Raw genomic sequence first — 25,538 nt, forward strand, 5'->3', positions numbered from 1 at the left:
GGAATTGAGTATTTTTGACCAGAAAGAAGCAGGAGGCATGTCATGAGCATGGCCCCCGAACACGCGCCCACGATGGCGCGGCTCTCGCTGGCGCAGCGGCTGGCACCCTGGATGCCGGTGCTGCTGGTGCCACTGCTTGTCGTGGCCGGGCTGCTGGCGATCCCGAACACGTCGTCCTGGCTGACGCTGACGGTGTCGGGGCTGGCCATGGGCATGATGATCTTTCTGATGGCCTCGGGTCTGACGCTGGTGTTCGGCCTGATGGATGTCATCAATTTTGGCCATGGCGCGTTTGTCTCGGTGGGCGCCTTTGTCGGCGTTTCGGTGCTGCTTCTCTTGGGTGGTATGACCGGCGCGCCCTCGCTGGCGCTGAACCTTGCGGCGATGGGGCTCGCGGTGATCGGCGCGATGCTGGCCACCGGCGCCATGGGCTGGGCCTTTGAAAAGGTCATCGTCGAGCCGGTCTATGGTCATCACCTGAAACAGATCCTGGTCACCATGGGCGGGCTGATCGTGGTCGAGCAACTGATCATCGTGCTCTGGGGACCCGAGGAGATCTATATCTCGCGCCCCGAGGCGCTGAAGGGCGCGATCACATTTGCCGGCGCCGCGCTGGAGAAATACCGGCTGGTGGCGGTGGGTCTGGGTCTTGTCGTCTTTGCCGCCATGCGCTGGACGCTGAGGCGCACCAAGATCGGGCTGATCGTGCGCGCGGGCGTCGAGAATGGCGAGATGGTGCAGGCGCTGGGCTATCGGCTGCGGCTGGTCTTTGTCGGTGTGTTCATCGCCGGGTCCGCGCTGGCCGGGCTGGGGGGCGCCATGTGGGGCCTCTATCAGGAGGTCGTGAGTGCCCATATGGGCAATCAGGCGATGATCCTGATCTTTATCGTCGTCATCATCGGCGGGCTGGGCAGTGTCGAGGGCTGTTTCATCGGCGCCCTGCTGGTGGGACTGATGCAGAACTATGTCGCGTTTCTGGAACCCAAGGTGGCGCTGATTTCCAATATCGGCCTGATGGTCGCGATCCTGATGTGGCGCCCCATGGGCATGATCCCGGTGGTGAAGGCAAAATGATCAAAGCGGTTCTTTCGGGCGACATGCCCCGCTCATCGGTGCTGGCCCTGGTCCTGGGGCTGATCCTGGTCTGTCTGGCGCTGGCGCCCTTCCTGTTTCCCGGCGTGCGCACCGTCGATACGGCGGCACGGATCTGCGTGTTCATCGTGCTGGTGGCCAGCTACGATCTGCTCTTGGGCTATGGCGGCATCGTCAGTTTCGCCCATACCATGTTCTTTGGCATCGGCGCCTATGGGGTGGCACTGGCCCTGACCCATATGGGGCGCGGATTCGACGCGATCCTTGTGGGCGCGGCTGCGGGTGCGCTGCTGGCGGCGGTGCTGGCCTTTGTCATCGGCCTCTTCAGCCTGCGGGTAAGGGCGATCTTCTTTGCCATGATCACGCTTGCGGTGGCCTCGGCGGTGGCCGTTCTGGTCAGCCAGCTGTCGGGCCTGACCGGGGGCGAGGATGGGCTGACCTTCAAGACGCCGCGCGCGCTGGGACCGGCCTTCAAGTTCGGGGACGAGCTGTTCGGGGTGAAACTGAACGGCAAGCTGCTCTCCTATTACGTCGTGTTCATCGGCAGTCTGGTCCTGTTCCTGCTGATGCTCAGGGTGGTGAACTCACCCTTTGGGCGGGTGTTGCAGGCGATCCGCGAGAATGATTTCCGCGCCGAGGCGATCGGCTATCGGGTGGTCTATTACCGGGTTGCGGCGACCTGCCTGTCGGCGGCGGTGGCGGCGCTGGCGGGCAGCCTCTATGCGATCTGGCTGCGCTATGTCGGGCCGGATACCACGCTGAGCATGGAGATCATGATCGACATCCTGCTGATGGTGGTGATCGGTGGCATGGGCACCATGTATGGCGCGGTGATCGGGGCAACGCTGCTGGTCTTGGCGCAGAACTATCTGCAAAACCTGATGGGCGTTGCCGGGTCTCTGGTCGAGGGGGTGCCGGTGCTGCCGCAACTCTTGGATGCCGACCGCTGGCTCTTGTGGCTGGGGGTTCTGTTCATCCTCAGCGTCTATTTCTTTCCCACCGGAGTGGTGGGCCGGCTGCGGCGCAGTTAGGCGCGGCGGATGCGCTCGGCGGCGGCGGCATATCCGCCCGCCGCCCCGTCGATGAAATGCACATGGTCGTCGCGCATGGCCGAGGGCACGAAACAGGTCATCATCGCCTCGTCCTGGGCAAACAGACCATAGCGGATCTTGCCACGTTGGCGGGCTTCTTCGAGGATCGTCTCTATCCGCGCGCGAGTCTCGGCATCGCAATCGAGGGTCATCTTCAGCCCGTCATCGAATTTGCGGAAATCGGCGTTGCGGCTGACCATGCGGGCATAGTGACCGGGCTGAAAGTCGCCCAGCCGCAGACCGGTACGGAACAACAGCCAGATCAGCAGGTTCTGGCCCAGGAGCTTCAGCTTGTGCAGGCCCAGATTGCGGCCCTCGCGCGAGACATGTGCATCGAGCGACAGACCCGGCGGTGGCCAGGTGACGCCCGGACCACCCGGAGGGACCGGGTGGCCGCCTCTTTCCAGCCCGTCGGCGGTGATGACGACGCGCCGGGCCAGATCGGCAAAGTCTCGCTCGGTCGCCCTGTCGGTCGGATGTACCACAAGAGAGACGATCTGCCCATTCTGGGCACGCATGTTGGACCAGCGACAGGACAGGCCGGTCAGATCAGGCTGTGCACCGGGCGGGGCCGGGTCGACAGCGAAATCGCCAGCTTTCATCCGCGCCTCGGCCCAGGCCAGCCCGCGTCCCGAAAACATGGCGTAGTCGACCCCCGGCGAGGCTGCGTAGCGTGCTACTCGCACATCGCGTCGGGCCGTGCGAATCGCAGCCACCGGAATCAGGGCAGCCCGCAAGGCGATGCCGAACTCCTCTTCCGCCCAGCGGCGCAGATCTGCCAGCACCGCGCGCACTTGCTCGGCCTTGTCACCGGGCACCGCAAAACCGGCGCCGTCGCCGCCAAACACATAGGGAAAGCGCAGGTCACCCATTGCGTTGATCGTGGCCGAGATCACCGCCGCACCCACCATGTTCACTGTCTTGTAGCGCCCGCGCGCGATCTCTCCGGTACTGTCCACGATATCGGCGGTACCCAGCACCCAGTCATCGGGAAGGGGCGTGAACCGGGACGGCTCGGAAAGCTCGGGGAAATCCATCACCGGGCGTAGGGATGCATAAAACGAATCCGGATCGTCAACCATGTGACCCTCATAACAATACCCTTCTACATAGCAGCTTGACGGCGAAATCCAGAGCCTTGCGGCATGACGGGCGCGCTTGTGCGCAGGCCGATAACATGGCAACCATCGCGCACGCGTTCATGTGGGAGGAAAGCGCATGCAGGCTGGTCTGATCATTCTGTGTCTGGCCTATGTGCTCAGCCAGTTCTTTCGTGCCTTTCTGGCGGTGCTGACCGCCGATCTGGCCCGTGATATCGGCGCGCAGCCCGACGACCTGGCCTTTGCCTCGGGTCTGTGGTTTCTCACCTTCGCCGCGATGCAGATCCCCGTTGGCTGGGCGCTGGACCGGATCGGCCCGCGCCGGACGGCCGCAGCGCTGCTGATGGTGGGTGGCGGTGGTGGCGCTGCATTGTTTGCCCTGGCCACGGCGCCCCTGCATATCAGCGCGGCGATGGTACTGATTGGTGTGGGCTGTTCCCCGGTGCTGATGGCCTCGTATTTCATCTTTGCGCGCGAATACCCGCCCGCGCGCTTTGCCACACTGGCTGCCGTGATGCTGGGTGTCGGGTCGGTGGGCAATCTGGTGGCCTCGTACCCCACCGCGTTGGCGGTTGAGCTGATGGGATGGCGCGCGACGCTGACCGGGCTGGCGGCGGTCTCGGCGGCGGTTGCGGTTGGCATCTGGCTATCGGTGCGTGACCCCGAAATGGTGCAGCACGATACCAAAGGCTCGCTGCTCGACCTGTTGAAGCAGCCGCTTCTGTGGACGATCCTGCCGCTGATGCTGGTGGCCTATGCGCCCTCGGCGGCGCTGCGCGGGCTTTGGGCTGGACCCTACCTGCGCGATGTGTTCGGGCTTGAGACCGGCCAGATCGGGCAGGCGACGTTGATCATGGGGGCGGCAATGATTGCCGGCACCTTTGCCTATGGTCCGCTCGATCGGGTTCTCGGCTCTCGGAAATGGGTGGTGTTCGGAGGCAATCTGGGCGGCGCGCTGGCGCTGGGTCTGCTGGTTCTGTGGATCGACCTTGGTGTCTGGTCCTCGGTGGCGCTGATGGCGGCGATCGGCTTTCTGGGCGCCTCGTTTCCAGTGATCATGGCGCATGGCCGCGCCTTTATCCCTGCACATCTGGTTGGGCGGGGTGTGACGCTTCTCAACCTCTTTGGCATCGGCGGTGTCGGGTTGATGCAATTCGTCACCGGACGCCTGCACGAAGGCTATGCCGCCGCCGGCCCGGCCGCGCCCTATACTGCGATCGTGACCTTTTTCGCGGTCTCGATGGCGGTTGGTCTGGTGATCTATCTGTTCAGCCGCGACAGTCTGGCCTGACAGGGGCCTTTCCTCGGCGCCACTTTCCCTGTATGGAACCGCCGCCGGTCAAGGCGACCGGGTATATCTGGAGAAACAAGAAAATGGGTTATCGCGTCGTCGTCGCTGGCGCCACGGGCAATGTGGGCCGCGAAATGCTGAACATCCTGGCCGAGCGCCAGTTCCCCGTGGATGAGATTGCCGCGTTGGCAAGCCGTAAATCCCTGGGCACCGAAGTCAGCTTTGGCGACAAGACTATCAAGACCCAGGATCTGGACACTTTTGATTTCACCGGCTGGGACATGGCGCTGTTCGCCATCGGCTCGGACGCGACCAAGGTCTATGCGCCCAAGGCGGCGGCGGCTGGGTGCGTGGTGATCGACAACAGCTCGCTCTACCGCTATGACCCCGAGATTCCGCTGATCGTGCCCGAGTGCAACCCGCAGGCGGTGCATGGCTACAAGAACAAGATGATCATCGCCAACCCCAACTGCTCGACCGCGCAGATGGTGGTGGCGCTGAAGCCGCTGCATGACCGCGCCAAGATCAAGCGCGTCGTCGTCTCGACCTATCAGTCGGTGTCGGGCGCGGGCAAGGAAGGCATGGACGAGCTGTGGGAACAGACCAAGGCGGTCTATAACCCGACCTCGGACGTGCCGCCGAAGAAGTTCCAGAAGGAGATCGCCTTCAACGTCATTCCCCATATCGACGTCTTCATGGAAGACGGCTCGACCAAGGAGGAATGGAAGATGGTCGCCGAAACCAAGAAGATCGTCGATCCGTCGATCAAGGTCACCGCGACCTGCGTGCGGGTGCCGGTCTTTGTCGGTCATTCCGAGTCGATCAACATCGAGTTCGAGGAATTCCTGGACGAGGACGAGGCCCGCGACATCCTGCGCGAAAGCCCCGGCATCATGGTGATCGACAAGCGCGAGCCCGGCGGCTACGTCACGCCCAAGGAATGCGTGGGCGATTTCGCCACCTTCATCAGCCGCATCCGGCAGGATTCGACCGTCGAGAACGGGCTGAACCTGTGGTGCGTCTCGGACAACCTGCGCAAAGGCGCGGCGTTGAATGCGGTTCAGATCGCCGAATTGCTGGGTCGCGAGGTCCTGAAAAAGGGCTGACAGCGCTTAGCCAGAGATCGTTCTACACCCCTGCTCATCTGGGCAGGGGTGTTTTTTGTTGGCTTCAGGGTGCAAATCAACTCATGATTGAGATGGCTTGGGCTTTTTGATCAAAGTTGACCTGTTTCCGAATTCTCAAAAATTCGTTTTATTCGTGGCCAATTTTGGCCAGATCGAGTACAAACTTTTGTTTTTAGTGTGATTTATCACTTTTTTGACACAATCTTGCGCGATTCCCGACCGAATCGCGGCCAAGTATTAAGTCATCAGGAAGTCGAACCTTCGGCAAACACAGCAAGGCTTACCGGCCAAAGACCCTCAAAGAGGTACCGGAAAGGTTGTGCTCAACATGTGTCGCCGAGACTGTGCGCAAGTGTAAAGAGTCCGGATCGCGGCAAGTCTCCCAAGCGGTTTGACCCGGTCGATCAAGAAAAAAACAAGGCGGTATCGCCTCTGGACATAGAGGAAAACGAAAATGGCAACCATCATCACCTTCCCGCATCGCGACATCCAAACCCCCGTTTCGGGCGTCGAACCCAATGCCGATAACATCCTGTCGCTCGCCGATTGGCGCTCGCGGGGCAGGGCGTTGCGGACCGCCAACGGCGTCTTTTTCGTTTCGAATCCCTGGGGCAGCTCCGGCGACGCCGCTTGACCTCGACCATTCAACAACATTTTTCAGGAGTGACAGAGATGACCCAGACCCTTGCCCAGAAAGCCCGCCAGAACCGTATCGCCGCGCTGCAACATCTTCGGCTGACCCGTCAGGGTGCCGAAATGGAAAGCGAGGTGATCAACCTCTTTGCACACCGCGCGAGGCAAAAGGCGAAACCGGTCTTCAGCTCGGTGCGGGGTCAGGTCGGAGAAACACAGCTCGCCGCCTGAGACCTGGTTGGATGGACATGCAGAAGGCGCCCGACGGGCGCCTTTTCCATGCGGTGACGAGCGGAGGGGTCCAGCTGGCGCCCGGTCAAAGTTACGAACAACAAGGTCCTGACCGCCTCAGACGGGTACGAAGCGTTCCTCTGCCGGCTCGTAGCATTGCAGGCCACCTTCGCCGATATCGGTCCAGAGGCCGTGCAGGCTCAGGCTGCCTTCGTCGACCGCCGAGGCGATGAAGGGGAAGGTCATCAGGTTCTCCAGCGAGGCGACGACGGCGTGTTTTTCAAGTTGTCGGACCTGCTCGTCCTCGTCCTCGATCTTGGCCACATGATCGTATTTCGGCTTGAGGATATCCATCCAGCGCCCGACAAAGCTCTCCTTGGCCTCCAACTGGGGCGCGTGACCCTTGCACATGTCCAGACACCCGCGAACACCGCCGCATTGCGAATGGCCCAAAACGATAAGGTGCGCGACCTTGAGCACGGTAACCGCGTATTCGACCGCGGCGCTGGTGCCGTGATGGTCGCCATCGGGCAGATAGGGCGGTACCAGATTGGCGACGTTGCGGTGGATAAAGAACTCTCCCTGGTCGGCCCCGAAGATCGACGTCACATGCACCCGGCTGTCACAGCACGAGATCACCATGGCACGCGGCCGCTGGCCCTCGGTCGCGAGGCGTCGGTACCAAACCTGGTTCTCGGCATAGGTTGTCGCCTTCCAGCCATGGTAGCGCTGGACCAGATAATTGGGCAGAGGGCGGGCGAGTTTCATTCTTGTCTTTCCTGTCGCTGACCTGTCGTGACAGCCTCCTTTAGGCCAGTTTGAAAGAAAATTCGAGGTATTTCCCGTCGCAGCGGAAACCTTTTGAAAACCTCTCGCGGAACAGGATGTCGAACGTGTCGTGGGGGCACAGGACTTTGGGGTGAGATGTGGTGGTTGAAGTTATCACGCTTGTGCAAAGCGAGTCCGTTAGGCTGGACCCGGATCGGCTGGGCGGGCTCTATCGACAATTGGGAGATGCCGGGGCCGAGGATGTCGTATGCCGCGCGATCGAGGAATTGGCGGTTCGGCTGACCAAATGCGAACGGCTGTGGCGCGCGCGCGACTGGACAGCGCTGCGCAAATGCGCGCGGTCGCTAATCGCGATCTCGGAACAGATCGGTATGGTGGCGCTGGCCCGCGTTGCCCGGCAGGTCACCGATGCGATCGACAATGGCGACTATGTCGCCACCAGCGCCGTACTCTATCGATTGATCCGCGTGGGCGAGAAATCCCTGACCGAGGTCTGGGACCAGCAGGACCTGTCGATCTAGCCCTGGGAACTGAGGGCTTGCAGGTCGCGGCAGGCCCGATAGTCTGGACCTGTCACCATTTTGGAAAGGTCGCAGATGCCCCTCAGTTTCGTCCCCGCCGACGCAGATGCGCTGCCGCTTCATGTCATCGAACAGGCTGCTCTGGAGGGCTGGCTGCAAGATCAACCGGCGCCCGTCGCCGCCTGGGTCAAGGCGAGCGGGTTTACCGGCGCAATCGGCCAGGCGCTGCCGATTCCGGGCGAGGCCGGTGCGCCCGTCATGGCGCTGGCGGGTTACGGCAGTGCCCAGACCCGCGCCCGCAAACGCTTTGTCCTGGCCGCCGCGGCCGAGAAGCTGCCCGAAGGCATCTGGCGCATCGCATCGGGCCTGCCAGCAGCGCAGGCCGAGGCCGAGTGTTTCGGCTGGCTGATGACCGGATATGCGTTTGACCGGTACAAGGGTCAGTCCCCGGCCAAGGCCCGTCTGGTGGCCCCCGCCGGGGTCGATGCCCCCCGCATCGAGGCGATGGCGGCCGCCGAGGCGTTGACCCGCGACCTGATCAACACGCCGGCTCAGGACATGGGCCCCGATGCGCTGCAAGCGGCGGTCGAGGCGCTTGCGGATGAATTTGGCGCGACCTGCACCGCGATCGTTGGCGACGACCTGCTCAGCCACGATTTCCCGATGATCCATGCGGTCGGACGTGCCGCCGCGCGCGCGCCGCGATTGATCGAACTGCGCCGGGGCGAGAGCGGTCCGAAACTGACGCTGGTGGGCAAGGGGGTCTGTTTCGATACCGGTGGTCTGAACCTCAAGCCGGGCAACAGCATGGCTCTGATGAAAAAGGACATGGGTGGGGCGGCCAACGTCCTGGGCCTGGCGCGGATGATCATGGCGCTGGATCTGCCGGTACAACTCAGGGTGCTGATCCCTGCGGTGGAAAACGCGGTGTCGGGCAATGCGCTGCGACCCGGCGATATTCTGACCTCGCGCAAGGGGCTGACGGTCGAGATCAACAATACCGATGCCGAGGGGCGGTTGGTGTTGGCTGATGCGCTGGCACTGGCGGACGAGGGCGAGCCCGATCTGGTGATCTCGATGGCAACGCTGACCGGTGCCGCGCGGGTCGCGGTTGGCCCCGATCTGGCGCCCTTCTACAGCGATGACGACAGCGCCGCGCAGGCCTTGGCCGAGGCGGCGGCAGGCGCGGCGGATCCGGTCTGGCGAATGCCGTTCCACCCCCCGTATGAAGAGATGATCGAGCCGGGCATCGCAGATCTGGACAACGCACCCGGCGGCGGTTTCGCCGGGTCGATCACCGCCGCGCTGTTCCTGCGCCGCTTTGTCGACGCGCGCTACATGCATTTCGATATCTATGGCTGGCAGCCGGTCAAGGCGCCGGGCCGTCCCAAGGGTGGCGTGGGTCAGGGTCCGCGAGCGCTGTTGGCGGCGCTGCCACGGATGCTGAACCTGTGAGTGGCCCCTGCGTCCTGCGCCCGGTCGTCGACCTGCTGCGCCGCCCGGAGGGGCCGCGAGAACGGCAGGTTCTGCTGGGCGCACGGGTCGAGGTGCTGGAAACTCTGGGTGACTGGGCTCGCATCCGCGCCGAAAAGGACGGCTATGAGGGCTGGCTGCGCGCCGATACTCTGGGCGCAGAGGAGGCGCCGACCCATTGGATCAGTGCGCCCGCAACCCATGCCTATGCCCGCGCCGACCTGAAAAGCCCCGACCTGATGGCGCTGAGTTTCGGGTCACGGGTCAGGGTGCGCGCGGTGTCCGGCCATTTTGCCGAAACGGCGCAGGGCCATATCCCGGTGCAGCACCTGACCCCGATGGGCCAGATTTTGACCGACCCCGTGGCGGTGGCCGAGCTGTTTCTTGGCACGCCTTATCTCTGGGGTGGGGACAGTCGCTGGGGTATCGACTGTTCGGGGCTGGTGCAGGCGGCGCTGCTGGCCTGTGGTCACCCCTGCCCCGGCGACAGCGGCCCGCAATCACGCGCCGTAGGCACCTTGCTGGCGCCTGGCACCCAGCCTCAGCGTGGCGACCTGCTGTTTTGGAGCGGTCACGTGGCACTGGTCGCGGATGCCGACCGCATCCTACACGCCAATGCCAATGACATGGCGGTCGCTTATGAGCCGACCGCCGCGGCAATCGCGCGTATCATCGCGCAGGGCGAAGGGCCAGTGACAGCGCATCGCAGGCCCGCCATCCCCGCTTGAACCCGTGTCTCGGGTTCGGTAGGGACAGAATGCGCGCAATCGGGAGGCATTTATGCAGGACGATCCGAAAACACTGGTTTCCACCGACTGGCTCGCCGCCCATCTGAAGGATCCCGATCTGCGGATTCTCGACGGGTCCTGGCACCTGCCGCATCTGGGACGTGACGCCAAGGCTGAATATGATGCCGCCCATATCCCCGGCGCGCGGTTCTTCGATATCGACGATATCTCGGACCACCGCTCGGACCTGCCGCATATGGTGCCGCCGGTCGAGAAATTCATGTCGCGCCTGCGGGCGATGGGCGTGGGCGATGGCCATCAGGTGGTGGTCTATGACACGCTTGGCCTGCAATCGGCGGCGCGGGTGTGGTGGTTGTTCAAGCTGATGGGGCAGGACAATATCGCCGTGCTGGATGGCGGTCTGCCGAAGTGGCAGGCCGAGGGTCATCCGATCGAGGACCTGCCACCGGTGATCCGTGACCGGCACATGACTGTTCGCGTCCAGAACCACCTGTTGCGGGATGTCACGCAAGTGTCGGCGGCGGCCAAGCTCAATGATCACGAGATCGTCGATGCCCGCTCGGCCGGGCGCTTTGCCGGAACCGATCCCGAACCGCGCCCGGGTCTGCGTGGCGGCCATATCCCGGGGTCGAAGAACGTGCCCTTTGCCACGCTCTTGACCAAGAACGGTACGATGAAATCGCCCGCCGACTGCCGCGCCGTGTTCGAGGCCGCAGGCGTCGACCTGTCCAAGCCGGTGATCACCACCTGCGGCTCGGGCGTGACGGCGGCGATTCTCAGCCTGGCGCTTCAGCGCATGGGCAAGACCGATCACTCGCTTTATGACGGCTCCTGGGCTGAATGGGGTGCCTTCCCGACCCTGCCCGTCGCAACTGGAGAGAACTGATGTTCGAAAACCTCAAGGCGCAGCCTGCGGACAAGATCCTTGCATTGATGCAGATGTACAAGGACGATCCGCGCACCGACAAGATCGACCTGGGCGTTGGCGTCTACAAGAACGCCGAGGGCGTGACCCCGGTGATGCGCGCCGTGAAGGCTGCCGAAAAGATCGTGTGGGAGCAACAGGAGAGCAAATCCTATACCGGGTTGATTGGCGATCCGGCCTATTCGGATGCGATGATCAAGCTGATCCTGGGCGACGCGGTGCCGCGCGCCAATGTCGGCGCTGCGGCCACGCCGGGTGGCACCGGTGCCTGTCGGCAGGCGTTCGAGCTGATCAAGATGGCCAGCCCCGAGGCGCGGGTTTTCGTGTCGGACCCGACCTGGCCCAACCATATCTCGATCCTGAATTATCTGGGCATGACCATGGTGCCCTATCGCTATTTCGATGCCGAAAGCCGTGGGGTCGATTTCGAGGGCATGCTGACCGACCTTGGTCAGGCGCGCGCGGGCGACGTGGTGCTGCTGCATGGCTGCTGCCATAACCCGACCGGCGCGAACCTGAACCTGAGCCAGTGGCAAGAGGTGGTGAAGCTGATCAATGCCAAGGGCCTGGTTGCGATGATCGACATCGCCTATCAGGGCTTTGGCGACGGGCTGGAGGAAGATGCGCAGGGCACCCGGCTGGTGGCCTCGTCGGTCAAGGAATGCCTGATCGCGGCGTCGTGCTCGAAGAACTTCGGTGTCTACCGCGAGCGCACCGGCCTGTTGATGGCGGTGAGCCAGGACAACGGCCAGACCGCGCTGAACCAGGCGACCCTGGCGTTTCTGAACCGTCAGAACTACTCCTTCCCGCCCGATCACGGCGCGCGGGTGGTGACGACGATCCTCAACGATGACGCACTGCGCGCCGACTGGATGGCCGAGCTGGAGGAAATCCGACTGTCGATGCTGGGTCTGCGCCAGCAACTGGCGGACGAGTTGCAGCGTCTGAGCGGCTCGGACCGGTTCGGCTTCATCGCGCAGCATCGCGGCATGTTCTCGCGCATCGGCGCGGCGCCCGAACTGGTCGAGAAGTTGCGGACCGATTTCGGCATCTACATGGTGGGCGACAGCCGGATGAACATCGCCGGGCTGAACGCCAAGACGGTGCCGATCCTGGCCAAGGCAATCATCGACGCGGGGATCTGAACCTGGGTTATGCAAAGGCAAAGGCCGCCCCAACGGGCGGCCTTTTGTCGTTTCAGGGGGCAAAGCCCGGCACGAACTGGTGCAGATAGGCCAGCCATTCGGGCGGCAGCGTGATCTCGTAGAACGCCCCCAGCAACATCGCCACGATCAGCCAGGCGACGGTGATCCCTGCCAGCACGATGCCCCAGAACGCCGCGCGGGCCTGTCCCCGCGCACCCCGGCGCAGCAGGATCAGCCGCAAGGCACAACCCAGATGCACAAACAGGGCAATCACGCCCAGGCTGTAATAGGGGATGAAATACCAGGTGAAGGGCGCGCCGCTCATCACCGAGGCGGGCCAAAAGAAGTTGGTATCCAACCCGTCGACCCAGCGCGCCAACACCAGCGCGATCAGGTGTTCGGTCATGAAATAGAGCACCATCCCGCCCGAAATGACCTGTGCCCGCGCCCAAGGCTCGCGTAACCCGCGCCGGACACGGGCGATCAGCAGCTTCAAGCCCAGACCCATCTGTACCAGTGCCGAGGCCAGAACCAGCGGCTCGGCCACCGGGTTGCGATAGATCAGGCGCAGTGCATCCTGGGTGGCGTCATAGGCGTTCACGCCCCATAGCCCGGACAGGTGGGTGATGAAATGCAGCAGCAGGAAAGCGGCAAACACCGCCCCGTTCCAGCGGTGAATCTTGCGGGCGATCATGGCGCCTACTCCTTGGCAGTCGTGTCTTGCGAAAGCTTGTCGTGGAACCAGGCCAGCGCCTTGGCGGCCTGTTCCGGGGGGGTGTCCTGCATCCCCATCTTCAGGATATCGGCCAGCGTCACACCGGCCAGTTCGCGCCGCCACGCCGCCTCGGCCCGCCACATGGACCGGGCGATGCCGCAGGGGCGCAGGTATTTGTCATCGGCCACGCCGCTGGGCCCGCAGCGGCGGAGCTCGGTGCAGCGGAACTGGCGCTCGGGGCCGTCGATGGCCTGAACCATGTCGAGCAGGGTGATTTGCGCAGGTGGGCGGGCCAGCGCATACCCGCCGCGCGGCCCGCGGCGGGTTTCGACAATGCCCGCCGCCGACAGTTTCTGCATCTGCTTGGCCAGATACGGCTCGGGCAGGTCAAAGAATTCGGCCAGCAACCGCGCGGGCAGGGATGTATCGGGGGGCAGGGCGGCGAGCAGGCTACAGGCATGCGCCGCCCATTCCAGTCCTTCGGTGTGTTTCATAAATACGGATAAAGAATATCCGTAATTGATTCGTCAAGTGTCGGGCACAAAAAAGACCCGGGCACGATGGCCCGGGCAAGGTCTCACCAATGGTGAGGAAGGAAGGTCAGCTTTTCGAGAATTCGGGATAGGCCTCCATGCCCAGTTCCGCCATGTCGAGCCCGTTGATCTCTTCCTCTTCGCTGACACGGATGCCCATGACTGCTTTGAGGATGAACCAGACCACACCCGATACGACAAAGGTGAAAACACCGACCACGATGATGGCATAAAGCTGGGTGCCCAGGCTTGCGTCGCCATTGGTCAGGCAGACCGCGAGCGTGCCCCAGATACCGGCCATCAGGTGCACCGGAATGGCGCCGACCACATCGTCGATCTTGAGCCGATCAAGGAAGGGCACGGCAAAGACCACGATCACGCCGCCCACGGCACCGATCAGGGTGGCCGAGCCCAGGCCCGGGGTCAGCGGCTCGGCGGTGATCGACACCAGGCCAGCCAGCGCGCCGTTCAGCACCATGGTCAGGTCGACCTTCTTGTAGAGCAGCTGCGTCAGCAGCAGCGCCGCAATGGCCCCACCGGCAGCGGCGGTGTTGGTGTTGGCAAAGATGCGGCTGATATCGGCGACGTTCCCAGCGGTATCCATGTACAGCTGCGAGCCACCGTTGAAGCCGAACCAACCCAGCCACAGGATGAACGTGCCCAGCGTGGCCAGCGGCAGGTTCGAGCCCATGAAGGGGATCACGCGACCGTCCTTGTACTTGCCCAGACGCGGACCCAGGATCAGGGCACCGGCAAGTGCTGCCCAGCCACCGACCGAATGCACCACGGTCGAGCCGGCAAAGTCGAGGAAACCCGCACCGTCAAGGAAGCCGCCGCCCCATTTCCACGACGCCTGGATGGGATAGATCAGCCCGGTCAGTACCAGCACGAAGATCAGGAAGGGCCACAGCTTGATCCGTTCGGCCAGCGTGCCCGACACGATCGAGGCGGTGGTGGCGCAGAACATCAGCTGAAAGTAGAAATCCGATCCGACCGAGGCATAGGTCAGGTCGGTCTCGGTATCGGCAAGACCAACCGGTTCCATCGCGGCGGGCGAGAAGGCGCCCAGTACACCGTCGATCGACCAGCCGTCGCCCGGATACATCAGGTTATAGCCGATCAGGTAATACATCAGCGCCGCCAGCGAAAACAGCGCGATATTCTTGGTCAGCTGCATGGTCACGTTCTTCTGGCGCACCAGCCCGGCCTCGAGCATGGTAAAGCCCGCGGCCATCCACATGACCAGAAAGCCCGAGACCAGGAACATGAAGGTGGTGAAGATATAGCCGATTTCCTCGTTCGGCGGGGTAGTGTCCGCTGCGGCCTCCTGGGTCAGGCCCAGCGTGGGCAGCACGATCAGCGCCGCCGCCGGAAGAAGTGTCTTGATAAGCGTCATGGCTTTGGTTCCCTTGGATGATTCTGACGGTCGGCTTACAGCGCGTCGTCGTCGGTTTCCCCGGTGCGCACGCGCAGGGCCTGCTCGACGTCGAGGACGAAAATCTTGCCATCACCGATCTTTCCGGTGCGGGCGGTGCGGGCGATGGTGTCGGCGATCTGCTCGGCCATCTGGTCGGCGACGACCAGTTCCAGCTTGATCTTGGGCACGAAGTTCACGGTGTATTCCGCGCCGCGATAAATCTCGGTATGGCCCGACTGGGTGCCGAAGCCCTTGATCTCGGTGACCATCATGCCGCGTATGCCGGCCTCGGTCAGCGCTTCGCGCACCTCGTCCAGCTTGAACGGTTTGATCGTTGCAATGATCAGTTTCACGTCTTTCCCCTTCGTTCAGCCGGCGTATCCGGCGTGTTTGCACTTGCAGAAAGACAGCGTCAGAGGCGGTTTCGGAACGAAATCTCGGCGAAATCGGGGTCGGAATCGCGGAAAGTTGCACATTTTTTGCACATCTGCGCGCAAGTGCACAAAAAATCATCGGTGATTAAAGGGGAAGATCGGGAAAAACACACCTCAACAGTACTGTCCACCCGCGCTATGGTGCGGCACAGGCAAAGACCGGGCAGAATGGGCATGACGGATTCCAAGCGTCGCAAATCGCAGCTTGTCGCGGACAAGCGATATCAGACCAAGGGCAAACCGGCCGCCAAGACCGGGCCCAAGAGAAAACCCGCGCCCAAGCGCAAGGCGCCACCTCCCAAACGCCCCGGTCGCAGCGGCCCGCTGGGCTGGATCGGGCGGTTCTTTGGCTGGATCTTCGGCCTGATCTGGGGCTTTGCCTGGCGGATCGGGATGATCGTGATGTTGCTGATCGGTTTGGCCGTGGCGCTGGTTTATTCGACCCTGCCTGACGTGACCGCTTTACTGGACGGGCGCGCGCGCGGGTCGGTCACACTCCTCGACCGCGAGGGAGATGTTTTTGCCTGGCGCGGCGACCAGTTCGGCGGGGTAATCACCACAGATACCGTCTCGCCACATCTCAAGAACGCGGTCGTCGCGACCGAGGACAAGCGGTTCTACTACCATGTCGGCATTAGCCCCCGCGGGGTGGCCAGCGCGGTGCGGATCAACCTGCGCGAGGGGCGCGGTCCGCTGTCTGGGCATGGCGGATCGACCATCACCCAGCAGACCGCGAAACTTCTGTGCCTGGGGGTGCCTTTTGACCCCGACGAATGGAAATCCGAAGCGGAGTACGAATCCGACTGCCGTCGCGGTTCGCTGTGGCGCAAGGTCAAAGAGGCCGTTTATGCCCTCGCGATGGAGGCCAAGTACAGCAAGGACGAGATCCTCAACATCTATCTGAACCGTGCCTTCCTGGGTGCTGGCGCGCGTGGTTTCGAGGCCGCTAGCCAGCGTTACTTCGGTAAATCATCGGCCCAGGTGGACCCGGCGGAGGCGGCTATGCTGGCCGGGCTTCTGGTGGCGCCGACCCGCTATGCGCCCACCAACAGCCTGACGCGCTCGCAGGAGCGGGCACGCGTCGTGGTGGCGCTGATGGAAGAGCAGGGATACCTGACCGCTGCCCAGGCCGATGACGCCCGCAACAACCCCGCCCGATTGTCCGAGGCCGCTGCCGCCCAGGCGGGGGGCTACTTCGCCGACTGGGTGATGAGCGAGCTGCCCGACTATTTCGGCGGCAACACAACCGAAGACGTGATCATCCGCACCACGCTTGATCAACGTATCCAGACCTCGGCCGAAGAAGCGATGCGTTTCGTGTTTCAGGAAAAGGTGCGCGATGGGTCCAAGGCGCAGGCCGCAATCGTGGTGATGTCTGCCGATGGGGCGGTGCGCGCCATGGTCGGTGGGCGCGACACAAAGGTCACCGGCGCATTCAACCGCGCCACTCAGGCGGCGCGCCAGACCGGGTCGTCGTTCAAGCCCTTTGTCTATGCGACCGCGCTGGAGCTGGGTCACTCACCGCTGGATACCGTGGTGGATGAACCCTATTGCATAACTATCGCCGGTTCGGGGCAATGGTGCCCCAAGAACTATACCAACAAGCATTATGGTCGGGTCACGCTGGCCGATGCGCTGAAGGACTCGCTGAACGTGCCCGCGGTCAAGGTGGCCGAGGCGATGGGGCTGGACAATGTGCGCAAGGTGGCCAGTGATTTCGGTATCGAAAGCGATCTGGCGGCGGGGCCGGCGCTGGCGCTGGGCGCCTCGGAAAGCTCGCTGATCGAGATGACCGGCGCCTATGCCGGCATCCTGAATGGTGGATCTTCGGTTGAACCTTACGGTCTGACCGAGCTGCGCCTACAGGGCGAGAACGAGGTGCTGATGGCGACCGGAACCGGCATCGGTGAACGGGTGATCAACAAGGACGCCGCCGCGCAGCTGATCTGGATGATGGAAAAGGTGATCTCCGAAGGCTCAGGCCGTCGCGCCGCGTTGCCGGGGCGTCCCGCTGCGGGAAAGACCGGCACCACCCAGGCCGCCCGCGATGCCTGGTTCATCGGCTTTACTGCCGACTACGTGGCCGGTGTTTGGATGGGATATGACGACAACACGCCGCTCAAGGGGGTTACCGGCGGCGGATTGCCGGCCGAGATCTGGCACGAGACCATGATCCGTGTACACGAGGGCACCCCTGTGAATCCGCTGCCGATGCAGGCGCCGCGCCAGCCCAAGCCGATTGCCCAACCCAAACCGCAAGAGCCCAAGGGTGGGTTGGGGCAGGCGGTCGATCAGTTGCTGCGGGATCTGTTCGGTAACTGACAGGTCCGGGCCGGGCGCGGGGTTACCCCGCGCTGGCCAGATCGCGGATCAGCGCGTTCAGGTCGCCCTTGCGTCGATCCAGCATCGAGCCGATCTCGGTGCGCTCGGTCAACAACAGGTTCACCCCTTCGATGAACATGTTGAAGAACTTGTCCTTGCCGGATTTGTCCGAAACCAGAAAGGTCACGTCAAACGGTGCCTGACCTTGCAGCTTGACCGAGGTCTTGACCTCGTAACCTGCCTTGATCTTGCGCGCGGTCTTGACGGTCACCTCACCGCCGATGAACTCGCGGAACCGTTTGCCATATTTGCGCGAGATGTACCCCTGAAACGCCTGGGTAAAGGACCGCAGCTGTGCAGGAGAGGCTGTGCGTGCGTCCGGCCCCAACGCATAGCGCGCCATGATCGGCACATCGCCGTAGCGAACAAACAGTTTCTCGAAATCGCGGATCATCGCACTTTCGGACTTTCCCGAGGCGATGACACGGTTGATCTCGTTCACCACTTCGTTGACTAGCGAGGCCGCGCGTGCCTCGGTCAGGGCCAAGGCCGGCAGCGGCAGTGCCAGCGCGGTAAGGCCGACACAGACGGTGGAAACGAAAGAGCGGCGGGAAAAGAGCTTACTCGGCATAAGGGTCCTCGTAGGGGTCGGTCACTGCGGTAGAACCGGGATCCGCATAGGGGTCGGTGTAGAGACCCAGATAGGCATCCTCGTCATCGCCTGCCAGTTCAAATCGGCGGTTTTGCAGATAGATCAGGCGAAGCTGGGCGTAACTGTCGGAGCTGCCATAGAGAATCGAATCGACTGTATCGGAGTAGAGACCGCGATCACCCAGGCGACGGACCACTTCGGCATAAAGCCCCAGGTTGTTGATCGGACGGGTCGGAGCAAAGTCGACGGGATTTGTGAACAGGTTGACCACCACACCGACCGCGTCGCGCGCCGTCGAGGGCCCATAAAGGGGCAATTCCAGATAGGGCCCCTCGGCCACGCCCCAGACATGCAGGGTTTCGCCGAAATCGGTATCGGCGCGCGGGATCTCGAAATCGCTGGCCGGATCTGCCAGTCCAGCAAAGCCGACGGTCGAGTTCACCACAAAGCGGAACAGCGTGGTGCCCATTTCCTTGGGTTTGCCCTGCAGAAGATAGTCCACCGCCTGTCCCGGCAGCGACAGGTTCTCGGCAAACATGTTGAACGAGTTCACCATCGGACGCGGCACGACGGTGACGTATCCCTTGGCCGCTGGGCGAAAAAGCGCCTTGTCGACCCCCCGGTTGAAGTTGTGTATCGAGCGATTTGTGTTTTCATAGGGGTCATGGACCCGGCTACCACCATCCGATTCCGGTGCGGGTCCTGTGCATGCGGCCAGAATCGCAATCAATGATACCAGGCTGACCCTGACAAAGGAGGTGGAGAATTTGGACATGTCGGTCTCGGTATGTAACCTACGAGTTTATTTGCGATTTGGGCTTGAAATCAGCGCGACTACGATGTGTTTCTGCGGATGCATTGGAGACACATAGTTTATCTTCCGTCGATTTGAAACAGGGTCGGTTCTACCCCGCCCTTTGGATATCGTAAATGTGTCCACAAAGGGACGCCCAAGAATTGGAACCGAGGTGACATGAAACCAAAATCACATCTGCACGGTGCCGAAGAGCTGCGCGCAGCGCGCCGGCAAAGCCGGGGCCTCTATTGGTTTGTCGCCTTGTTCAGCTTCTTTGCCAACCTTCTGATGCTGACCGGGCCGCTTTACATGTTGCAGGTCTATGACCGCGTTTTGGGCAGCCGCTCAGAACAGACCCTGGTCGCGTTGTCGCTGCTGGTGGTTTTCCTTTATGGTGTCATGGGCATACTGGATTACACGCGGGGCAGGGTGATGTCGCGCGCCGGTGCACGGTTTCAGGAGGCACTGGACCATCGTGTGTTCGATGCCATGGTGCGGCGCTCGGCGGTGGCACAGGATCCGCTGGCGCAGACCGGGTTGGCCGATCTGGAGTCTGTACAACGTTTCATCGCCTCGCCGGTTGCGATGTCGATCTTTGACTTGCCATGGACGCCGATCTTTCTGTTTGCGATCGCCATTTTTCACCCGTGGCTGGGCTTGCTTGCGCTTGTAGGCGGAGTCCTGCTGATTGCGATAACCGGGATTAACCAGCTGGTTTCGCGCAAACCTGCCTTGCATGCGGCCATCGCCTCGAACCAGGCGGCCAAAATGGGCGAAGAGATAAGGACCGAGGCGGAAACCATTCAATCCATGGGCATGAGAGGGGCCGCGTTCGGCCGCTGGCGCAAATCTCGGGTCGCTTCTTTGAAGGATGGATTGAGTGCCAGTGACGTCCTGGGCAGTTTCTCGACCCTGACGAAAACGCTGCGCCTGTTCCTGCAATCCGCCATGTTGGGCCTGGGGGCCTATCTTGTGCTCCAGGGTGAAGTGACGCCGGGCGCGATGATCGCTGCCTCGATCCTGATGGGGCGCGCATTGGCGCCGGTCGAGATGATCGTAAACCAGTGGCAGGTTGTGCAGCGTGCGCTCAAAGGTTGGTCGAACTTGAGTGAGTTGCTGGAAAAGGTTCGGCCGGAAAACAAACGCATGGACCTGCCGAAACCCAAGGCCAAACTGGATGTTCAGTCGTTGACCGTCGTGCCCCCTGGGGACACGAGGGCGCAGCTCAAAACTGTCAGCTTTACGGTGCAGCCGGGGCAGGCGGTCGGGGTGATCGGCCCTTCGGGATCAGGTAAGTCGACGCTGGCGCGCGCGCTGACCGGGGTGTGGAAACCTGCGGGTGGGACAGTGCGGCTGGATGGTGCGGCGATCGAGCAATACGATCCTGACGTGCTGGGTCAGCACATCGGCTATCTACCTCAACGGGTGCAACTGTTCGAGGGTACGATCGCCGAGAATATCGCCCGTCTCAGCGGGGAACCCGACGCGAAAAAGGTAGTCGAAGCCGCGACCAAGGCCGCAGTGCATGACATGATCCTGCAGTTGCCCGATGGCTATGACACGCACATAACGGCCGGGGGCGGGCGCCTGTCGGGCGGCCAGATGCAACGGGTTGGCCTGGCTCGCGCGTTGTACGACGATCCCGTGATCGTCATTCTGGATGAGCCGAATTCGAATCTCGACAATGAAGGCTCGATAGCGCTGAACAAGGCTATAAAGACTCTGAAAGAGGCCGGGAAATCTGTGTTGATTATGGCTCATCGCCCGGCGGCGATTGCGGAATGTGACATGTTGCTGGTGCTCGATCACGGCGTCCGAACCGCATTTGGTCCCAAGGATCAGGTCCTGCGAGAGATGGTGACCAACCACCAGGCCCTCAAAACCAACAAGACAATGGGGGGCGTCCGATGAGCGCGCAAGAAATCTCTGCCCGAAAGCCGATCATCCTTGGTCTTATCGGGCTGGTGGTGCTTGTAGGAGGCTTTGGAACTTGGGCCGTACTGAGCCAGATAGCTGGAGCGGTGGTGGCCGGTGGGCAGATCGAGGTCGATCGGAATCGACAGGTGGTGCAGCATCTCGACGGTGGTGTGGTCGCAGAAATCCTGGTGGACGAGGGCGATACCGTGCCCGAGGGCCAGACCCTGATCCGGCTAGACGCCAATCTGCTGACCTCGCAACTGTTGATCACCGAGGGCCAGCTGTTCGAGCTGATGGCCCGGCGCGGTCGGCTGGAGGCCGAACGTGACAGCAATTCCGAGATCATCTTCGACGACGAATTGCTGGAGGCTGCGCGCGCGCGCGCCGAAGTCGCCGAATTGCTCGACGGGCAGGAACGCCTGTTCCGTGCCCGGCAGGAATCGGTCACCAAGGAAACCGAACAGCTTGAAAAGCGGCGCGGTCAGATCGGCAACCAGATCGAAGGGATCGTGGCGCAACAGCGCTCGCGCCGCTCGCAGCTGGAGCTGATCGAAGAGGAACTGACCAGCCAGCAATCGCTGCTGGACAAGGGGCTGGCCCAGGCCGGACGGGTGTTGAGCCTGGAGCGCACCAAGGCAGAGCTTGAGGGTTCGTTGGGCGAGCTTATTGCCTCGCAGGCGCAGCAAGAGGGTCGTATCACTGAAATCGACATCGAGATCCTGAAACTGGGGACACGCCAGCGCGAGGAGGCGATCACCCGGTTGCGTGATCTGCAATATCGCGAACTGGAACTGGCCGAACAGCGCCGCTCGCTTCTGGAGCAGCTCTCGCGGCTGGATATCAAGGCGCCGGTGTCCGGCATCGTCTATGGCTTGCAGGTGCATACGCCGCGCTCGGTAATCCGGCCCGCCGAGCCGGTGCTATTCCTGGTGCCTCAAGACCGCCCACTGGTGATCGCGGCCAAGGTTGAAACCATCCATATCGACCAGATACACGTTGACCAGCCGGTCACGCTGCGGTTCTCGGCGCTGGATCAGCGCCTGACGCCGGAACTGATCGGCACGGTCATGCAAATCTCGGCCGATGCCTTTGTCGACGAGGCCAGCCGAGCCTCCTATTACCGGGTCGAGATCGAGCTGAACGAGGGGGAGACCGACAAGCTGCCACCGGGCGCCGCCCTGATCCCGGGTATGCCGGTCGAGGCCTTTATCCGTACCGCCGACCAGTCGCCGATCTATTATTTAGTCAAGCCGCTGGCGGACTATTTCACCAAGGCGTTCCGGGAAACCTGATCTTTGGCCCTTTTCGTGGCGGACGTTCCCGGCTAGCGTCCGCCCGTCAATGCGAACAGGAGGACGCACGCCATGGGATATGAGGACAAGCTGGCCAGCCTGGGGGTGACCCTGCCCAATGCGCCGGCACCAGCGGCCAACTACGTGCCTTTCGTCAAGATCGGCAATACCGTCTATGTCTCGGGTCAGATCTCGAATGACGAGAATGGCCTGATCACCGGCAAGCTGGGCGATGACATGGAGGTCGATGCCGGTGCCGCCGCCGCCAAGCGCTGTGCGATCAACCTGTTGGCGCAGGTCAAGGCCGCCTGTGGCGGGGATCTGGATCAGCTGTTGCGTGTTATCAAGCTGACCGGCTTTGTGAATTCGACCGCCGATTTCACCGCGCAACCGCAGGTGATCAACGGCGCCTCTGATTTCCTGGTCGAGGCGCTGGGCGATGCTGGACGGCATTCGCGTTCGGCCGTCAGCGCTGCTGCGCTGCCGTTGGGCGTTGCGGTCGAAATCGAAGGTATCTTCGAGGTCAAATGACGCCTGAACTGCCCGCCGCGCTGCTGGGGAGACCCATCGCCCATCGCGGATATCACGACATCGCCGCCGGACGGCCCGAGAACAGCCGCGCGGCCATCCGCGCGGCGATCGAGGCTGCCTATGGGATCGAGATCGACCTGCAACTCACGCGCGACGGGCAGGCGATGGTGTTCCACGACTATGACATGGACCGGCTCACAGGCCGGTCCGGCCCGATCCGCCAGATCTCCGCTGCCGAGGCCGCTGGAATTGCGCTGTTGCATGGCGATGGCGAGGGCATCCCGACGTTGACCGAAATCCTCGACCTGGTGGCTGGTCGGGTGCCGTTGCTGATCGAACTCAAGGATCAGGATGGCGGCATGGGGCCGGATGTGGGGCCGCTGGAACAAGCCACCGCCGAGGCGTTGAGTGGATATCACGGTCCGGTTGCGGTCATGTCCTTCAACCCGCACAGTATCGCGGCAATGGCGCGGTTTGCCCCTGACCTGCCGCGCGGGCTGGTGACCAGCGCCTATGACCCCGCCGAATGGCCGCTGTCGCTGGCGACCTGCGAGCGGCTGCGCGACATCCCCGATTACGACCGGGTTGGCGCCAGCTTCATCAGCCACGAGGTCGAGGACCTTGCCCGCCCGCGCGTGGCCGAGTTGAAGTCTCGTGGTGTGCCGGTTCTATGCTGGACGGTCCGCTCGGCAGAGCAAGAGGCCGAGGCGCGCCGGGTCGCCGACAATGTCACCTTCGAGGGCTACGCGGCTTGATCCCTTCGCGCGCCAGCACAGATTAACCGGCAAGGAGGCCGGCATGGATCAGGCGCAGATCAAGGTTCAGATAGTGCCGTCGTTGACAGCGATCGCGGCGGCGGACTGGGATGCCTGCGCCTGTCCCGAAAGTGCCGATGGCGGCCCGCCGCGTGACCCGTTCACCACCCACCGTTTCCTGAGCGCGCTGGAGGAGAGCGGATCGGTCGGGCGCGGCACCGGCTGGCAGCCGCAATACCTGAGCGCCCATCTGGATGGCATGATGATCGCCGTCGCGCCGATGTATGTGAAATCCCACAGCCAGGGCGAATACATCTTCGACCACAGCTGGGCGCATGCCTATGAACGGGCAGGCGGGCACTATTACCCCAAGCTGCAGATTACGGTTCCGTTCACACCCGCGACCGGCCGGCGCCTGCTGGTGCGTCCGGGATATGAAGGTATCGGCCAATCGGCGCTGGTGCAGGGCGCGGTACAACTGGCGGCCAACAACAATGTCTCCAGCCTGCATGTCACTTTTTGCACCGAGGCAGAGGCCGAAGCAGGCGCCGAAATGGGGCTGATGCACCGGGTCTCGCAACAGTTTCACTGGGTCAATGACGGCTATGTCGATTTCGACGGTTTTCTGGCGGCCTTGTCGTCGCGCAAACGCAAGGCAATCCGCAAGGAACGCGCCCAGGCGCAGGGCTTCGGTGGCCAGATCCGTGCGTTGACCGGCAGTGATCTCAGACCTGAACACTGGGATGCGTTCTGGCGCTTCTACCAGGATACCGGCGCGCGCAAATGGGGCTCGCCCTATCTGACGCGGGCGTTTTTCGACATCGCGCATCGGACCATGGCCGATGACATGGTGCTGGTGCTGGCCGAACGCGACGGGGTTCCGGTGGCGGGCGCGCTGAACTTCATCGGGCGCGAGGCGCTTTTCGGCCGTTATTGGGGTTGCGTCGAACATCACCCCTGCCTGCATTTCGAACTGTGCTATTATCGCGCCATCGACTGGGCCATCGCCCATGGTCTGGCCCGGGTCGAGGCCGGGGCGCAGGGCGAGCACAAGCTGGCGCGCGGCTATCTGCCGGCGGTGACGCACAGCCTGCATTGGGTTGGCGACCCGGGCTTTGCCGATGCGGTGGCCCGGTATCTGGAGGCGGAGCGCGCGGCAGTGGATGAAGAGATCGAGATCTTGACCGATTACGGCCCATTCAGACGGGCACAAGTAGAGGAGCGGGAATGACCGAACGTTTGTCCGAAGAAACCCGGGGGCCGCTGTTGGGGCCGCTCTTTGCCAATGGCTGGACCATGGTCGATGGCCGCGATGCGATTGCCAAGACCTTTGCCTTTGACAATTTCGTCGAGGCGATGGGCTGGATGATGCGGGTGGCGATCTGGGCCGAGAAATGGAACCACCATCCCGAATGGTCCAATGTCTATGGCCGGGTCGCGGTGGTGCTGACCACCCATGATGTCGACGGGCTGAGCGCGCTGGACGCCAAGCTGGCTCGCAAGATGGACAGCCTCTGCTAGCGCGTCGCGTGTTTCCCACCCCGCGCCGCCGTCCGCTCGGCCTGGCGCATCAGCTTCTGAAAACTGGGACAGTCCAGATGTGACGGCGCCGGGCAATCGGCGACGTGTCTGAGTGTATCCTGTAACAGTTGCAGGCGCCGGATCTGACGGCCCAGATCGTCGGCGCGCGCGTGCAATTCGTCGCGGGGCAGGTCGGGGCGCCCGTCCGCGCCCAGCATCCGAGCAATCTCGGGCAGGCTGAACCCGGCCGCCTTGCCCATCGAGATCAGGGTCAGCCGCAGCAGGGTCTGTGGTCCGTATTGCCGCCGTAGCCCCTTGCGCCCGATGGGTGCAACCAGCCCCTGTTCCTCGTAATAGCGCAGCGTCGAGGGCGGTACGCCCGATTGCGCGGCAACCTCGCCGATATCCAGAATTTTCACGCTTGACCTCAAGTTGGCTTGAATTCGCAGAGTGCGCGCCTGATGCGAATGGATCAAGAGGTCGATC

At 62.8% G+C, this 25,538-nt stretch carries 27 protein-coding genes; 18 read left to right on the forward strand and 9 right to left on the reverse strand.

Annotated features, from left to right (window positions below; all coding sequences use genetic code 11):
- Nucleotides 1-42 precede the first annotated feature (42 nt).
- Together MB818_RS12380 and MB818_RS12385 are read left to right on the forward strand one after the other, a co-directional pair.
- Entirely contained in the window at nt 43-1,074 is a 1,032-nt protein-coding gene (locus MB818_RS12380) for a branched-chain amino acid ABC transporter permease (protein WP_238905251.1), read from the forward strand.
- Entirely contained in the window at nt 1,071-2,123 is a 1,053-nt protein-coding gene (locus MB818_RS12385) for a branched-chain amino acid ABC transporter permease (RefSeq protein WP_234184686.1), read from the forward strand. Before MB818_RS12380 ends, MB818_RS12385 begins: the two co-directional genes overlap by 4 nt.
- Here MB818_RS12385 and MB818_RS12390 read toward each other — a convergent pair.
- Nucleotides 2,120-3,265, reverse strand: coding sequence for a DUF3095 domain-containing protein (locus MB818_RS12390; RefSeq protein ID WP_234176163.1), 1,146 nt, complete (start codon nt 3,263-3,265; stop codon nt 2,120-2,122). The genes MB818_RS12385 and MB818_RS12390 overlap by 4 nt on opposite strands.
- Nucleotides 3,266-3,401: 136 nt before the next feature.
- On the opposite strand from MB818_RS12390, the gene MB818_RS12395 reads away from it, so the two are divergent.
- From MB818_RS12395 to MB818_RS12410, 4 genes are all read left to right on the forward strand, one after another.
- Entirely contained in the window at nt 3,402-4,574 is a 1,173-nt protein-coding gene (locus MB818_RS12395) for an MFS transporter (protein ID WP_234137054.1), read from the forward strand.
- Nucleotides 4,575-4,657: 83 nt separating this feature from the next.
- On the forward strand, nt 4,658-5,680 hold the full coding sequence (locus MB818_RS12400) for an aspartate-semialdehyde dehydrogenase (RefSeq protein ID WP_238905252.1): 1,023 nt from the start codon (nt 4,658-4,660) through the stop codon (nt 5,678-5,680).
- A gap of 475 nt (nt 5,681-6,155) precedes the next feature.
- Nucleotides 6,156-6,335, forward strand: coding sequence for a hypothetical protein (locus MB818_RS12405; protein ID WP_234137055.1), 180 nt, complete (start codon nt 6,156-6,158; stop codon nt 6,333-6,335).
- Between the two features lie 38 nt (nt 6,336-6,373).
- Nucleotides 6,374-6,565, forward strand: coding sequence for a hypothetical protein (locus tag MB818_RS12410; protein WP_234137056.1), 192 nt, complete (start codon nt 6,374-6,376; stop codon nt 6,563-6,565).
- A gap of 117 nt (nt 6,566-6,682) precedes the next feature.
- Here MB818_RS12410 and MB818_RS12415 read toward each other — a convergent pair whose 3' ends face one another.
- A complete protein-coding gene (locus MB818_RS12415) occupies nt 6,683-7,333 on the reverse strand; it encodes a carbonic anhydrase (RefSeq protein WP_234137057.1) in 651 nt (216 codons plus the stop codon).
- A 158-nt stretch (nt 7,334-7,491) separates the two neighbouring features.
- On the opposite strand from MB818_RS12415, the gene MB818_RS12420 reads away from it, so the two are divergent.
- The 5 genes from MB818_RS12420 (at nt 7,492) to MB818_RS12440 (ending at nt 12,167) form a co-directional block, all read left to right on the forward strand.
- The gene (locus tag MB818_RS12420; protein WP_234137058.1) at nt 7,492-7,875 is read left to right on the forward strand and encodes a hypothetical protein; all 384 of its coding nucleotides are present in this window, start codon (nt 7,492-7,494) and stop codon (nt 7,873-7,875) included.
- Between the two features lie 75 nt (nt 7,876-7,950).
- Nucleotides 7,951-9,330, forward strand: a complete 1,380-nt coding sequence (locus MB818_RS12425; protein ID WP_238905254.1) for a leucyl aminopeptidase family protein — start codon at nt 7,951-7,953, stop codon at nt 9,328-9,330.
- Nucleotides 9,327-10,076, forward strand: coding sequence for a C40 family peptidase (locus tag MB818_RS12430; protein ID WP_238905256.1), 750 nt, complete (start codon nt 9,327-9,329; stop codon nt 10,074-10,076). Before MB818_RS12425 ends, MB818_RS12430 begins: the two co-directional genes overlap by 4 nt.
- Nucleotides 10,077-10,128: 52 nt before the next feature.
- On the forward strand, nt 10,129-10,983 hold the full coding sequence (sseA, locus tag MB818_RS12435; RefSeq protein ID WP_234137061.1) for a 3-mercaptopyruvate sulfurtransferase: 855 nt from the start codon (nt 10,129-10,131) through the stop codon (nt 10,981-10,983).
- Nucleotides 10,983-12,167, forward strand: coding sequence for an amino acid aminotransferase (locus tag MB818_RS12440; RefSeq protein ID WP_238905258.1), 1,185 nt, complete (start codon nt 10,983-10,985; stop codon nt 12,165-12,167). Before sseA ends, MB818_RS12440 begins: the two co-directional genes overlap by 1 nt.
- Before the next feature lie 52 nt (nt 12,168-12,219).
- Here the strand turns inward: MB818_RS12440 and MB818_RS12445 are convergent, their stop codons facing one another.
- The 4 genes from MB818_RS12445 to MB818_RS12460 form a co-directional block, all read right to left on the reverse strand.
- On the reverse strand, nt 12,220-12,861 hold the full coding sequence (locus MB818_RS12445; RefSeq protein WP_238905260.1) for a hypothetical protein: 642 nt from the start codon (nt 12,859-12,861) through the stop codon (nt 12,220-12,222).
- 5 nt (nt 12,862-12,866) lie between these two features.
- Nucleotides 12,867-13,376, reverse strand: a complete 510-nt coding sequence (locus MB818_RS12450) for an RrF2 family transcriptional regulator (protein WP_238905262.1) — start codon at nt 13,374-13,376, stop codon at nt 12,867-12,869.
- A gap of 106 nt (nt 13,377-13,482) precedes the next feature.
- A complete protein-coding gene (locus MB818_RS12455; protein ID WP_234137065.1) occupies nt 13,483-14,811 on the reverse strand; it encodes an ammonium transporter in 1,329 nt (442 codons plus the stop codon).
- Between the two features lie 35 nt (nt 14,812-14,846).
- The gene (locus MB818_RS12460) at nt 14,847-15,185 is read right to left on the reverse strand and encodes a P-II family nitrogen regulator (protein ID WP_234137066.1); all 339 of its coding nucleotides are present in this window, start codon (nt 15,183-15,185) and stop codon (nt 14,847-14,849) included.
- Between the two features lie 255 nt (nt 15,186-15,440).
- Here MB818_RS12460 and MB818_RS12465 point away from each other — a divergent pair, with 255 nt between their 5' ends.
- Nucleotides 15,441-17,588 (forward strand): transglycosylase domain-containing protein, encoded by a 2,148-nt coding sequence (locus tag MB818_RS12465; protein ID WP_234176177.1) that lies wholly within the window; start codon nt 15,441-15,443, stop codon nt 17,586-17,588.
- 22 nt (nt 17,589-17,610) lie between these two features.
- On the opposite strand, the gene MB818_RS12470 is transcribed toward MB818_RS12465, so the two are convergent.
- Both MB818_RS12470 and MB818_RS12475 read right to left on the reverse strand, forming a co-directional pair.
- The gene (locus tag MB818_RS12470; protein ID WP_234142341.1) at nt 17,611-18,219 is read right to left on the reverse strand and encodes an MlaC/ttg2D family ABC transporter substrate-binding protein; all 609 of its coding nucleotides are present in this window, start codon (nt 18,217-18,219) and stop codon (nt 17,611-17,613) included.
- Nucleotides 18,209-19,015: an MlaA family lipoprotein gene (locus MB818_RS12475; RefSeq protein WP_234137069.1), complete on the reverse strand. Its 807-nt coding sequence runs from the start codon at nt 19,013-19,015 to the stop codon at nt 18,209-18,211. Before MB818_RS12475 ends, MB818_RS12470 begins: the two co-directional genes overlap by 11 nt.
- Before the next feature lie 198 nt (nt 19,016-19,213).
- Here MB818_RS12475 and MB818_RS12480 point away from each other — a divergent pair, with 198 nt between their 5' ends.
- The 6 genes from MB818_RS12480 (at nt 19,214) to MB818_RS12505 (ending at nt 25,052) form a co-directional block, all read left to right on the forward strand.
- A complete protein-coding gene (locus tag MB818_RS12480) occupies nt 19,214-20,947 on the forward strand; it encodes a type I secretion system permease/ATPase (protein ID WP_234137070.1) in 1,734 nt (577 codons plus the stop codon).
- Nucleotides 20,944-22,245: an HlyD family type I secretion periplasmic adaptor subunit gene (locus MB818_RS12485; RefSeq protein ID WP_234137071.1), complete on the forward strand. Its 1,302-nt coding sequence runs from the start codon at nt 20,944-20,946 to the stop codon at nt 22,243-22,245. The genes MB818_RS12480 and MB818_RS12485 overlap by 4 nt, the downstream gene beginning before the upstream one ends.
- Nucleotides 22,246-22,317: 72 nt before the next feature.
- Nucleotides 22,318-22,776: a RidA family protein gene (locus MB818_RS12490; protein WP_234137072.1), complete on the forward strand. Its 459-nt coding sequence runs from the start codon at nt 22,318-22,320 to the stop codon at nt 22,774-22,776.
- Nucleotides 22,773-23,531 (forward strand): glycerophosphodiester phosphodiesterase family protein, encoded by a 759-nt coding sequence (locus MB818_RS12495; RefSeq protein ID WP_234216161.1) that lies wholly within the window; start codon nt 22,773-22,775, stop codon nt 23,529-23,531. The genes MB818_RS12490 and MB818_RS12495 overlap by 4 nt, the downstream gene beginning before the upstream one ends.
- A 43-nt stretch (nt 23,532-23,574) precedes the next feature.
- Nucleotides 23,575-24,762, forward strand: a complete 1,188-nt coding sequence (locus tag MB818_RS12500) for a GNAT family N-acetyltransferase (RefSeq protein WP_238905265.1) — start codon at nt 23,575-23,577, stop codon at nt 24,760-24,762.
- Complete coding sequence (locus tag MB818_RS12505) at nt 24,759-25,052, forward strand: 4a-hydroxytetrahydrobiopterin dehydratase (protein WP_234170646.1); 294 nt, start codon at nt 24,759-24,761, stop codon at nt 25,050-25,052. Before MB818_RS12500 ends, MB818_RS12505 begins: the two co-directional genes overlap by 4 nt.
- Here the strand turns inward: MB818_RS12505 and MB818_RS12510 are convergent.
- Nucleotides 25,049-25,471: a helix-turn-helix domain-containing protein gene (locus tag MB818_RS12510; RefSeq protein ID WP_238905267.1), complete on the reverse strand. Its 423-nt coding sequence runs from the start codon at nt 25,469-25,471 to the stop codon at nt 25,049-25,051. The genes MB818_RS12505 and MB818_RS12510 overlap by 4 nt on opposite strands.
- Nucleotides 25,472-25,538 lie beyond the last annotated feature (67 nt).

The organism is Ruegeria alba (assembly GCF_022321465.1).
Lineage (GTDB): Bacteria > Pseudomonadota > Alphaproteobacteria > Rhodobacterales > Rhodobacteraceae > Ruegeria_B > Ruegeria_B alba.

Coding starts and splice junctions, on each gene's coding strand:
- MB818_RS12380 (WP_238905251.1), top strand. CDS start 43: ATGAGCATGGCCCCCGAACACGCGCCCACGATGGCGCGGCTCTCGCTG.
- MB818_RS12385 (WP_234184686.1), top strand. CDS start 1,071: ATGATCAAAGCGGTTCTTTCGGGCGACATGCCCCGCTCATCGGTGCTG.
- MB818_RS12390 (WP_234176163.1), bottom strand. CDS start 3,265: ATGGTTGACGATCCGGATTCGTTTTATGCATCCCTACGCCCGGTGATG.
- MB818_RS12395 (WP_234137054.1), top strand. CDS start 3,402: ATGCAGGCTGGTCTGATCATTCTGTGTCTGGCCTATGTGCTCAGCCAG.
- MB818_RS12400 (WP_238905252.1), top strand. CDS start 4,658: ATGGGTTATCGCGTCGTCGTCGCTGGCGCCACGGGCAATGTGGGCCGC.
- MB818_RS12405 (WP_234137055.1), top strand. CDS start 6,156: ATGGCAACCATCATCACCTTCCCGCATCGCGACATCCAAACCCCCGTT.
- MB818_RS12410 (WP_234137056.1), top strand. CDS start 6,374: ATGACCCAGACCCTTGCCCAGAAAGCCCGCCAGAACCGTATCGCCGCG.
- MB818_RS12415 (WP_234137057.1), bottom strand. CDS start 7,333: ATGAAACTCGCCCGCCCTCTGCCCAATTATCTGGTCCAGCGCTACCAT.
- MB818_RS12425 (WP_238905254.1), top strand. CDS start 7,951: ATGCCCCTCAGTTTCGTCCCCGCCGACGCAGATGCGCTGCCGCTTCAT.
- sseA (WP_234137061.1), top strand. CDS start 10,129: ATGCAGGACGATCCGAAAACACTGGTTTCCACCGACTGGCTCGCCGCC.
- MB818_RS12440 (WP_238905258.1), top strand. CDS start 10,983: ATGTTCGAAAACCTCAAGGCGCAGCCTGCGGACAAGATCCTTGCATTG.
- MB818_RS12445 (WP_238905260.1), bottom strand. CDS start 12,861: ATGATCGCCCGCAAGATTCACCGCTGGAACGGGGCGGTGTTTGCCGCT.
- MB818_RS12450 (WP_238905262.1), bottom strand. CDS start 13,376: ATGAAACACACCGAAGGACTGGAATGGGCGGCGCATGCCTGTAGCCTG.
- MB818_RS12455 (WP_234137065.1), bottom strand. CDS start 14,811: ATGACGCTTATCAAGACACTTCTTCCGGCGGCGGCGCTGATCGTGCTG.
- MB818_RS12465 (WP_234176177.1), top strand. CDS start 15,441: ATGACGGATTCCAAGCGTCGCAAATCGCAGCTTGTCGCGGACAAGCGA.
- MB818_RS12470 (WP_234142341.1), bottom strand. CDS start 18,219: ATGCCGAGTAAGCTCTTTTCCCGCCGCTCTTTCGTTTCCACCGTCTGT.
- MB818_RS12475 (WP_234137069.1), bottom strand. CDS start 19,015: ATGTCCAAATTCTCCACCTCCTTTGTCAGGGTCAGCCTGGTATCATTG.
- MB818_RS12480 (WP_234137070.1), top strand. CDS start 19,214: ATGAAACCAAAATCACATCTGCACGGTGCCGAAGAGCTGCGCGCAGCG.
- MB818_RS12485 (WP_234137071.1), top strand. CDS start 20,944: ATGAGCGCGCAAGAAATCTCTGCCCGAAAGCCGATCATCCTTGGTCTT.
- MB818_RS12490 (WP_234137072.1), top strand. CDS start 22,318: ATGGGATATGAGGACAAGCTGGCCAGCCTGGGGGTGACCCTGCCCAAT.
- MB818_RS12495 (WP_234216161.1), top strand. CDS start 22,773: ATGACGCCTGAACTGCCCGCCGCGCTGCTGGGGAGACCCATCGCCCAT.
- MB818_RS12500 (WP_238905265.1), top strand. CDS start 23,575: ATGGATCAGGCGCAGATCAAGGTTCAGATAGTGCCGTCGTTGACAGCG.
- MB818_RS12505 (WP_234170646.1), top strand. CDS start 24,759: ATGACCGAACGTTTGTCCGAAGAAACCCGGGGGCCGCTGTTGGGGCCG.